This is a genomic window from Streptomyces sp. NPDC003697, from assembly GCF_053587115.1.
Map to the genome: position 1 here is coordinate 24,818 of NZ_JBSFNN010000076.1, position 9,026 is coordinate 33,843.

Below are 9,026 nucleotides of genomic sequence, written 5' to 3' on the forward strand. Positions count from 1 at the left end.
CGGTTGCCCGAGTCTACGGGTAACCACGGACCGGAGGAGGAGTTCATGGCTCTCGCCGAACTGGGCCCCGTCGTTCTGGACTGTCCCGACCCGCGCGCACTCGCCGGTTTCTACGCCGAGGTCCTCGGCGGCTCGATCGAGGACCAGGGCGACTGGGTGGACCTGAAGCTGCCCGGCGGCCGGGCGCTGGCCTTCCAGAAGGCACCGGGGTTCGTGCCGCCGGAGTGGCCGTCGGCCGACGCCTCGCAGCAGTTCCACCTGGACCTGGTCGTCAAGGACCTGGACCGGGCCGAGCAGGGCGTTCTGGCGCTCGGCGCCAAGCCGCTGGACGCGGAGGACCGCTCGCGGACGTTCCGGGTCTACGCGGACCCGGCCGGGCACCCGTTCTGCCTGTGCGCCTGCTGACACCGGAGGGTTCGATGCCTGCTGTGGCCCGTTTCCGTTCCGTCGTGATCGACTGCCCCGACCCGCACGCGCTTGCGGACTTCTACGCGAGCGTCGGCGGCGGCACGCCACGGGCCGAGGACGACGACTGGGTCGTCCTCGCGCTGCCCGGCGGGCCGCGGCTCGCCTTCCAGCGGGCGGCCGGGTACACGCCACCGGAGTGGCCGCGGTCCGACCGGAACTCGCAGCAGTTCCACGTCGACTTCGACGCCGGGTCCACCTGGGAGGAGATGGACGCGGCGCACGAGAAGGTGCTGGCACTGGGCGCGCGCCCGCTGGACCTGGAGGACAGCGAGAAGAAGGACTTCCGCGTGTACGCCGACCCGGCCGGGCACCCCTTCTGCCTGTGCCGGATCGAGCACGCCTAGGCCTGTCCGACCATGCGCGTCGTCGCCCGCGGGGCGGCCGCGTGGCGTCAGGTGCGTGCTCTCGGCGGGGATACCCCCTGCTCGAGCGGAGCCGAGAGCTTGGGGGAGCGTGCACGGCGTCGCGCGGCAGACGGGAATCGTCAGACAGGTGGAAGCCACGGCGCACGCCGCACGGGGCCCCGGAGGCGTTCAGCGGCTCCGGGGCCCCGTGCGTGCGGTCGTTCAGCCGTCCAGGTCCTCGAGGGTGGCGTTGGACGGGCCCCGCCTGCCCCGCAGATCGCGTGCGACGTCCTCGGCCGCACCGAGCACCCGCACCGCGTTCTGCCAGGTCAGCTTGGCCAGGTCGGTCTTCGACCAGCCGCGTTCCAGCAGCTCGGCGATCAGGTTCGGATAGCCGGAGACGTCATTCAGGCCGTCCGGGGTGAAGGCCGTGCCGTCGTAGTCGCCGCCGATGCCGAGGTGGTCGACGCCCGCGACCTCGCGCATGTGGTCGAGGTGGTCCGCCACCGTGGCCACCGTGGCGACCGGGCGCGGGTGGCTCTCCTCGAAGGCGCGGTGCACCTTCATCGCCTCGGCCGTGGTGTCGAGGTGGTGGAAGCCGTGGGCGCGCATGTTCTCGTCCGCCGCCGCCGTCCAGTCGACGGCCGCCTGGAGCACGAACTTCGGCACGAACGTCACCATCGCCATGCCGCCGTTGGCGGGCAGGCGCTCCAGCACGTCGTCCGGGACGTTGCGGGGGTGGTCGCACACCGCGCGCGACGAGGAGTGCGAGAAGATCACCGGCGCGGTCGAGGTGTCCAGCGCGTCCCGCATGGTCGTCGCCGCCACGTGGGAGAGGTCGACGAGCATGCCGAGGCGGTTCATCTCGCGCACCACCTCGCGGCCGAACGCCGACAGCCCGCCGACGGACGGCCGGTCCGTCGCCGAGTCCGCCCACGCCACGTTGTCGTTGTGGGTGAGCGTCAGATAGCGGACGCCGAGCGCGTACAGGCCGCGCAGGGTGCCGAGCGAGTTCGCGATGGAGTGGCCGCCCTCCGCACCCATGAGCGAGGCGATACGGCCCTCCTCGCGCGCGGCCTCCATGTCGGCGGCCGTCAGGGCGGGGCGCAGGTCCGCCGGGTGGCGGTCGAGCAGCTGCCGTACGCAGTCGATCTGTTCCAGCGTGGCCGCCACCGGGTCGGGCAGGTCCGCGCGGACGTACACCGACCAGTACTGCGCCCCGACGCCGCCCTGCCGCAGCCGGGGGATGTCGGTGTGCAGGTGGGCGTCCTGGCGGGTGGCCACGTCCCGGGCGCCGAGGTCGTAGCGGACCTGCTCGCGCAGCGCCCACGGCAGGTCGTTGTGGCCGTCGACGACCGGGAAGGCGCGCAGCAGGTCCCGGGCCTCGTCCAGGGAGCCGCTCGCCGCGGTCACTTCCCGCCGCCGAAGCCGAAGCCGCCCGCCGCCCCGTCGACCTTGGCCCGCAGCCGCTTGCCCTTCTCGGTGGCCTGGTCGTTGAGGTCCTGCTGGAAGTCCCGCATCCGGCCGAGGAGTTCCTCGTCGTGGGCGGCGAGGATCCGGGCCGCGAGCAGACCGGCGTTGCGGGCCCCGCCGACGGAGACCGTGGCGACCGGCACACCGGCCGGCATCTGCACGATCGACAGCAGTGAGTCCATGCCGTCGAGGTACTTCAGCGGGACGGGGACGCCGATCACCGGAAGCGGGGTGACGGAGGCGAGCATGCCCGGCAGGTGGGCGGCGCCGCCGGCACCCGCGATGATCACCTTCAGCCCGCGGTCGGCGGCCTGCTCGCCGTAGGCGACCATCTCGCGCGGCATGCGGTGCGCGGAGACGACGTCGACCTCGTAGCCGATCTCGAACTCGTCGAGGGCCTTCGCGGCGGCCTCCATGACGGGCCAGTCGGAGTCCGACCCCATGACGACGCCCACCGACGGGGCGTGGTGGGTGCCGGCGCTCGTCGAGGCGCGGTGGTCGGGCGACCGGTGGGCGGGGCTCATTCGGTGATCGTGCCTCTCAGGTAGCCGGCAGCGTGACGGGCGCGCTCCAGCACGTCGTCCAGGTCGTCGCCGTAGGTGTTGACGTGACCGACCTTGCGGCCGGGCTTCACGTCCTTGCCGTACATGTGGATCTTCAGCTTGGGGTCGCGGGCCATGCAGTGCAGGTACGCCGAGTACATGTCGGGGTAGTCGCCGCCGAGGACGTTCACCATGACCGTCCACTTCGCGCGCGGGCGCGGGTCGCCGAGCGGCAGGTCGAGGACCGCGCGGACGTGGTTGGCGAACTGGGAGGTGATCGCGCCGTCCTGCGTCCAGTGGCCCGAGTTGTGCGGGCGCATCGCGAGCTCGTTGACCAGGAGGCGGCCGTCGCGGGTCTGGAACAGCTCGACGGCCAGGTGACCGACGACGCCGAGCTCGTGCGCGATGCGCAGCGCCATCTCCTCGGCGTGCAGGGCCAGGGCCTCGTCGAGGCCGGGGGCGGGCGCGATCACGGTGTCGCAGACCCCGCCCACCTGCCGCGACTCCACCACCGGGTAGGCCACGGCCTGGCCGTGCGGGGAGCGGACGACGTTGGCGGCGAGCTCCCGCACGAAGTCGACCTTCTCCTCGGCGAGCACCTCGACACCGGCGCGGAAGGGTTCGGCGGCCTCCTCGACGGAGTTCACGACCCACACGCCCTTGCCGTCGTAGCCGCCGCGGACCGTCTTGAGGACGACGGGGAACCCGCCCGTGCGCCGGGCGTCGCCGGCCCCGCCGGAGGCGGCGCCTTCCGGCCCGTTCCCCTCCAGCTCGGCGGCGAACGCCGCCACGTCCTGGGGATCGGTCACGATGCGGTGCCGCGGGCACGGCACACCGATCGCGGCGAGCCGGGCGCGCATCACCCCCTTGTCCTGGGCGTGCACGAGCGCCGCGGGGCCCGGGCGGACGGGGATGCCGTCCGCCTCCAGGGCCCGCAGGTGCTCGGTGGGCACGTGCTCGTGATCGAAGGTGATCACGTCACAGCCCCGCGCGAAGGCACGCAGCGTCTCCAGGTCGCGGTAATCGCCGACGACCACGTCGTTCACGACCTGTGCCGCTGAGTCCTGGGGGGTGTCACTGAGGAGCTTGAATCTGATGCCGAGCGGGATGCCCGCCTCGTGTGTCATACGAGCGAGCTGGCCACCGCCGACCATGCCGACTACCGGGAACGTCACGCCCCCAGGGTATCGGCCCCGCCGCCGGGGCCGAATTCCCACCTCCGGCCGGTCCGCCACCGCCCCTTACGTCCGCTCCGCACGTGATCGCACGTCATCACACGCGACCGCACTTTCACGCTCGCTCGCCGCCCGGCCGCCGGCGCCGCACCGGCCGCGTCCCCGTCCGGCCCTCCCCCGGGCTGCTTCCCCGTCCGCGGGCGCGAGCGCGGGGCGCTGGTTAGCATGGCGGAGTTGACGCTACCGACCGAGACGGGGGCCTGCACGACCATGGAACGTGGTTCCCCGGGGCTCACCGCCGGTCCCCCGGCTCCCCGCCGCACCCGTCCGCGACGCCGCACCCTGCGGGAACGCGTCGACCGGCTGTGGCGGGAGGCCGCCAAGTTCGGCGCGGTGGGCGGAGCGGGCCTGCTGGTCAACCTCCTCGTCTTCAACCTGGTGCGGCACGTGACCGATCTCCAGGTCGTCCGGGCGAGCGTGATCGCGACCGTCGTCGCGATCGTCTTCAACTACGTCGGCTTCCGCTACTTCACCTACCGGGACCGCGACAAGAGCGGCCGCACCCGGGAGATGGGCCTGTTCGTGCTGTTCAGCGCGGCCGGGCTGGTCATCGAGAACGGGGTGCTGTACCTGGCGACGTACGGGTTCGGCTGGGACAGCCCGCTGCAGAGCAACGTCTTCAAGTTCCTCGGCATCGCCGTCGCGACCCTGTTCCGCTTCTGGTCGTACCGCACGTGGGTGTTCCGCGCGCTGCCCGCCCGGCCGGCCGTGCCACATGCGGACGCGCTGGTCGCGGCCCGGGCCGCGCAGGCACGGTCGAAGGTCTGAGGCCGGCCTTCGAAAGAAGGGGAGCCGGGTTCAGCGGACCGTCGGCCGCTGTTCCGAGGGCTTCCTCGGCGGCGGTGTGCGCGACAGGAACAGGCCGAAGACCGGCGGCTGCGCCTGGAGCAGCTCCAGGCGTCCCCCGTCGGCCTCCGCGAGGTCCCGGGCGACGGCGAGGCCGATGCCCGTGGAGTTGCGGCCGCTGATCGTGCGCTCGAAGATCCGCGCGCCCAGGTCCGCGGGGACGCCCGGTCCCTCGTCGGTGACCTCGATGACCGCCTGGTTGCCGGTCACCCGGGTGCGCAGCGCCACGGTGCCGCCACCGTGCATCAGGGAGTTCTCGATCAGCGCCGCCAGCACCTGCGCGACCGCCCCCGGCGTGCCCACGGCCCTCAGGTGCCGCTTGCCGGAGCTGACGATCGCACGGCCGGCGCTGCGGTAGGCGGGGCGCCACTCGGCCAGCTGCTGCTGGATGACCTCGTCGAGGTCGAACGAGACCGCGGAGCCGGTGCGCGGGTCGCGGGAGTTCGTCAGCAGGCGCTCCACCACGTCCGTGAGGCGTTCCACCTGCCCGAGCGCGATGGTCGCCTCCTCCTTCACCGTGTCCGGGTCGTCGGTGAGGGTGATCTCCTCCAGCCGCATGGACAGCGCCGTCAGCGGCGTCCGCAGCTGGTGGGAGGCGTCCGCGGCGAGCCGGCGCTCCGCGGTCAGCATGCGGGCGATGCGTTCGGCGGAGCGGTCGAGGACGTCGGCCACGCGGTCCAGCTCCGGCACGCCGTACCGCTTGTGCCGCGGGCGCGGGTCCCCGGAGCCGAGGCGTTCGGCGGTCTCGGCGAGGTCGGTCAGCGGGGAGGCGAGGCGGTTGGCCTGGCGGATGGCCAGCAGCACCGCCGCCACCACCGCGAGCAGCGCGACCAGCCCGATGATCAGCAGGGTCCGGCCCACCTCGCGGGTCACCGACGACCGCGGCTCCTCGACGGTGACCGTCTCGCCCTGTTCCCCCCGGGCGGTGGAGCGGATCACGTCGCCGGACGGCCTGCTGCCGACCTCGATGGTCCGCTCCCCCGGGATCCGGATCACGGCGTACGGGCTCTGGGTCTGCTCGTTGAGCACCTGCGCGTTGACGGTCTCCGCGCCGAGCAGCCGGCTGTCCACGATGCTGGCGAGCCGCAGCGCCTCGGAGTCCACGCGCTCCTGGGCGCTGTTGCTGATGGTGCGGGTCTCCACGATGACGAGGGACACGCCGAAGACGGCGATCACGACGAGCACCACGGCGAGCGTGGACTGGATCAGTCGGCGGCGCATGTCCCCTTGCCTGCGGAATTACCTGCGGAATTACCTGCGGAGAACCCGGGGGGTTCAGCTCTTCTCGAAGCGGAAGCCCACGCCCCGGACGGTCGCGATGTAACGGGGGTTCGCCGCGTCGTCGCCGAGTTTCTTGCGCAGCCAGGAGATGTGCATGTCGAGGGTCTTGGTGGACGACCACCAGGTGGTGTCCCAGACCTCGCGCATCAGCTGGTCGCGGGTGACGACCCGGCCCGCGTCCCGCACGAGCACGCGCAGCAGGTCGAACTCCTTGGCGGTGAGCTGGAGCTCCTCCTCGCCCATCCAGGCCCGGTGCGACTCGACGTCGATGCGCACACCGTGGGTGGCGGGCGGCTGCTGCGGCTCGGCGGCGCCGCGCCGCAGCAGGGCCCGGACCCGGGCGAGCAGCTCGGCGAGGCGGAACGGCTTGGTGACGTAGTCGTCGGCGCCCGCGTCCAGGCCGACCACGGTGTCGACCTCGTCGGCGCGCGCGGTCAGGATCAGGATGGGCACGGCGTGACCGTCGTTGCGCAGCCGGCGGGCGACCTCCAGGCCGTCCATGCCGGGCAGGCCGAGGTCCAGCACCACCAGGTCGACGCCGCCCTGAATTCCGGCGTCGAGCGCGCTGGGTCCGTCCTCACGCACCTCGACCTCGTACCCTTCCCGGCGCAGGGCGCGGGCCAGCGGTTCCGAGATGGACGCGTCGTCCTCGGCGAGCAGTACACGGGTCATGAGGTGATGGTAGTCCGCTCACGCGGAGTGCCGGGTGTGACCGCGGACGGTCGTTCTTACCTTCCCTCCCGCCGGCCCGGGACCGGGTGCCGGACCCTCCACAGGGGTGGTGCGCCGGTGGTACGGACCATTCCCCTGGAGATGTCATCCTGGAGTACACCTTCGAAAGCGATGTGCGGTTGCGTTGAAACCTGTGATCCCTGTCTCAGGTCCTTCCATATCCGGCAGTGTCCTGCCGTATGGTGAGGTGAACGCCTCCAGCACACCAAGGACCTTTGGCGCTCGCATGACGCTGAAGGTCCCATTTGTGTGTGGGCCGGCTGCCGCCGGTCCGGGAAAGGAATGACCTAGGGCCGGGCCTCCCGACGCGATGACGCGCGGAGGCGTGGATCCCGGCGACCGTCGTCCTCCGCTCCGCGATCCGGAGCGGACTCCCCCCGGGCGTGGGGTGGACGAGCGGTCTGCCGGTGCCGGCCACCCCCACCGGGCGCGTATCCCCCCACGGCGACGCGTCCCGACCAGCAAGGAACGACCATGGCGTCCAGCCTGACGAAGGACTCGGTCCGTCCGGGCACACCCGGCCCCGAGAAGACCTTCTTCGGCCACCCCCGCGGCCTGGCCACCCTCTTCATGACGGAGATGTGGGAGCGCTTCTCCTATTACGGCATGAGGGCTCTGCTCCCGCTGTACCTGGTGGCTCCGGGCGGTCTCGGGCTGAGTGCCACGACCGCGACCGCGATCTACTCGGTCTATCTGTCGCTCGTGTACCTGCTCGCCCTGCCGGGCGGCTGGTTCGCGGACCGGGTCCTCGGCCCGCGCAAGACCGTCGCCGTCTCGGGCGCGGTCATCATGCTCGGCCACCTGACGCTGGCCCTGCCGTGGTCCGGCTCCTTCTTCGCCGGTCTGGGTCTCGTCGCCGTCGGCTCGGGCCTGCTGAAGGCGAACATCTCCACGATGGTCGGCCACCTGTACGACGGCCCGGACGACCCGCGCCGCGACGGCGGTTTCACGCTGTTCTACATCGGCATCAACCTGGGTGCCTTCGCCGCGCCGCTGATCATCGGCACCGTCGGTGAGGGCGTCAACTGGCACCTCGGCTTCGCGCTGGCCGCGCTCGGCATGGCCATCGGCCTCGTCCAGTTCCTGCTCGGCACCCGCCACCTGAGCTCCCGCTCGGACATCGTGCCGACCCCGCTGTCGGCCGAGGAGAAGCGGGCCACCCTGACGAAGGCGGGCCTGTGGGCGGGCATCGCGGTCGTCTTCTACGCGGTCGTGGGCGTCTCCGGCGTCTACACGCTGAACTGGCTGCTGGTCCCGATCACGGTGGCCGGCCTGATCATCCCGGTGATGGTCATCGCCCGCATCAAGCGGGACAAGGACCTGGACCGCGCCGAGCAGTCGAAGATGTCCGCGTACATCTGGTTCTTCGTCGCCGCGGCGGTGTTCTGGATGATCTACGACCAGGGCGGTTCGACCGTGTCGCTGTTCGCCGAGAAGTCGGCCGAGAACAGCGTCCTCGGCTGGGGCTTCCCGGTCTCGTGGTACCAGTCGGTCAACCCGGTCATGATCATGGCCCTCGCCCCGGTCTTCGCCTGGGCCTGGCTGGCCCTCGCCCGGCGCGGCAAGGAGCCGAGCACCGCGGTGAAGTTCGGGATGGGCCTGGTGCTGGTCGGCGCGTCCTTCTTCCTCTTCATGGCCCCGCTGGCCGTCGCCGACGGCGGTCACAAGGCGGCGGCGCTGTGGCTGGTGGGCGTCTACTTCGTGCAGACCGTCGGTGAGCTGACGCTCTCCCCGGTCGGCCTGTCCGTCACCACGAAGATGGCGCCCGCCAAGTACGCCTCGCAGATGATGGGCGTCTGGTTCCTGGCGGTGACCGCCGGTGACGCCACGACGGGTCTGCTGTCCATCGCCGGCGTCGACCTCAACACGCGGGGCATCGTCGCCCTGGAGGCCGCCCTCGCCGTCCTCGCCGGTGCGGCGGTGTGGATGTATCGCAAGCGGGTCAAGGAGCTCATGGGCGACGTCCGCTGAGCCCCGGGCCCACCAGGGCCGCCGACCCACGACGAGGGGCGCATCAGGGGACCGCGCGATCTGGACCGGCTCAGCCCGGAGGAGCTGGACCAGCTGGCCGAGGAGATCCGGAGCTTCCTCGTCGACTCGGTCTC

Annotated in this window: 10 protein-coding genes; 5 read left to right on the forward strand and 5 right to left on the reverse strand. The window is 71.9% G+C overall.

The annotated features are described in order from the left end of the window. Positions 1-45: 45 nt before the first annotated feature. Together ACWDNY_RS24820 and ACWDNY_RS24825 are read left to right on the forward strand one after the other, a co-directional pair. Positions 46-405, forward strand: a complete 360-nt coding sequence (locus tag ACWDNY_RS24820) for a VOC family protein (protein WP_451647996.1) — start codon at positions 46-48, stop codon at positions 403-405. Between the two features lie 14 nt (positions 406-419). Continuing rightward, positions 420-812 carry a VOC family protein gene (locus ACWDNY_RS24825; RefSeq protein WP_451647997.1) on the forward strand — a complete coding sequence of 131 codons (393 nt, stop codon included), beginning with the start codon at positions 420-422 and terminating at the stop codon, positions 810-812. Positions 813-1,034: 222 nt separating this feature from the next. Here ACWDNY_RS24825 and ACWDNY_RS24830 read toward each other — a convergent pair whose 3' ends face one another. The 3 genes from ACWDNY_RS24830 to ACWDNY_RS24840 form a co-directional block, all read right to left on the reverse strand. Further along, on the reverse strand, positions 1,035-2,225 hold the full coding sequence (locus tag ACWDNY_RS24830) for a dipeptidase (RefSeq protein ID WP_451647998.1): 1,191 nt from the start codon (positions 2,223-2,225) through the stop codon (positions 1,035-1,037). Next, positions 2,222-2,728, reverse strand: coding sequence for a 5-(carboxyamino)imidazole ribonucleotide mutase (gene purE, locus ACWDNY_RS24835; RefSeq protein WP_451648003.1), 507 nt, complete (start codon positions 2,726-2,728; stop codon positions 2,222-2,224). Before purE ends, ACWDNY_RS24830 begins: the two co-directional genes overlap by 4 nt. Positions 2,729-2,805: 77 nt before the next feature. Beyond that, positions 2,806-4,002 carry a 5-(carboxyamino)imidazole ribonucleotide synthase gene (locus tag ACWDNY_RS24840; RefSeq protein ID WP_451647999.1) on the reverse strand — a complete coding sequence of 399 codons (1,197 nt, stop codon included), beginning with the start codon at positions 4,000-4,002 and terminating at the stop codon, positions 2,806-2,808. A 270-nt stretch (positions 4,003-4,272) separates the two neighbouring features. Here ACWDNY_RS24840 and ACWDNY_RS24845 point away from each other — a divergent pair, with 270 nt between their 5' ends. After that, on the forward strand, positions 4,273-4,830 hold the full coding sequence (locus tag ACWDNY_RS24845; protein WP_451648004.1) for a GtrA family protein: 558 nt from the start codon (positions 4,273-4,275) through the stop codon (positions 4,828-4,830). A 30-nt stretch (positions 4,831-4,860) separates the two neighbouring features. Here ACWDNY_RS24845 and ACWDNY_RS24850 read toward each other — a convergent pair whose 3' ends face one another. Continuing rightward, on the reverse strand, positions 4,861-6,129 hold the full coding sequence (locus ACWDNY_RS24850; RefSeq protein ID WP_451648000.1) for an ATP-binding protein: 1,269 nt from the start codon (positions 6,127-6,129) through the stop codon (positions 4,861-4,863). Between the two features lie 54 nt (positions 6,130-6,183). Beyond that, positions 6,184-6,861: a response regulator transcription factor gene (locus ACWDNY_RS24855; RefSeq protein ID WP_451648001.1), complete on the reverse strand. Its 678-nt coding sequence runs from the start codon at positions 6,859-6,861 to the stop codon at positions 6,184-6,186. 534 nt (positions 6,862-7,395) lie between these two features. Here ACWDNY_RS24855 and ACWDNY_RS24860 point away from each other — a divergent pair. Both ACWDNY_RS24860 and ACWDNY_RS24865 read left to right on the forward strand, forming a co-directional pair. Beyond that, on the forward strand, positions 7,396-8,892 hold the full coding sequence (locus tag ACWDNY_RS24860) for an oligopeptide:H+ symporter (RefSeq protein ID WP_451648002.1): 1,497 nt from the start codon (positions 7,396-7,398) through the stop codon (positions 8,890-8,892). 42 nt (positions 8,893-8,934) lie between these two features. Then, positions 8,935-9,026 (forward strand): 1-deoxy-D-xylulose-5-phosphate synthase N-terminal domain-containing protein (locus tag ACWDNY_RS24865; RefSeq protein WP_451648005.1); only part of this gene is annotated, 92 nt, incomplete at its 3' end.

Excerpts from the sequence above, each read along its gene's own strand:
- purE (WP_451648003.1), bottom strand. The coding sequence starts at position 2,728 with ATGGGGTCGGACTCCGACTGGCCCGTCATGGAGGCCGCCGCGAAGGCC.
- ACWDNY_RS24850 (WP_451648000.1), bottom strand. The coding sequence starts at position 6,129 with ATGCGCCGCCGACTGATCCAGTCCACGCTCGCCGTGGTGCTCGTCGTG.
- ACWDNY_RS24845 (WP_451648004.1), top strand. The coding sequence starts at position 4,273 with ATGGAACGTGGTTCCCCGGGGCTCACCGCCGGTCCCCCGGCTCCCCGC.
- ACWDNY_RS24860 (WP_451648002.1), top strand. The coding sequence starts at position 7,396 with ATGGCGTCCAGCCTGACGAAGGACTCGGTCCGTCCGGGCACACCCGGC.
- ACWDNY_RS24855 (WP_451648001.1), bottom strand. The coding sequence starts at position 6,861 with ATGACCCGTGTACTGCTCGCCGAGGACGACGCGTCCATCTCGGAACCG.
- ACWDNY_RS24820 (WP_451647996.1), top strand. The coding sequence starts at position 46 with ATGGCTCTCGCCGAACTGGGCCCCGTCGTTCTGGACTGTCCCGACCCG.
- ACWDNY_RS24825 (WP_451647997.1), top strand. The coding sequence starts at position 420 with ATGCCTGCTGTGGCCCGTTTCCGTTCCGTCGTGATCGACTGCCCCGAC.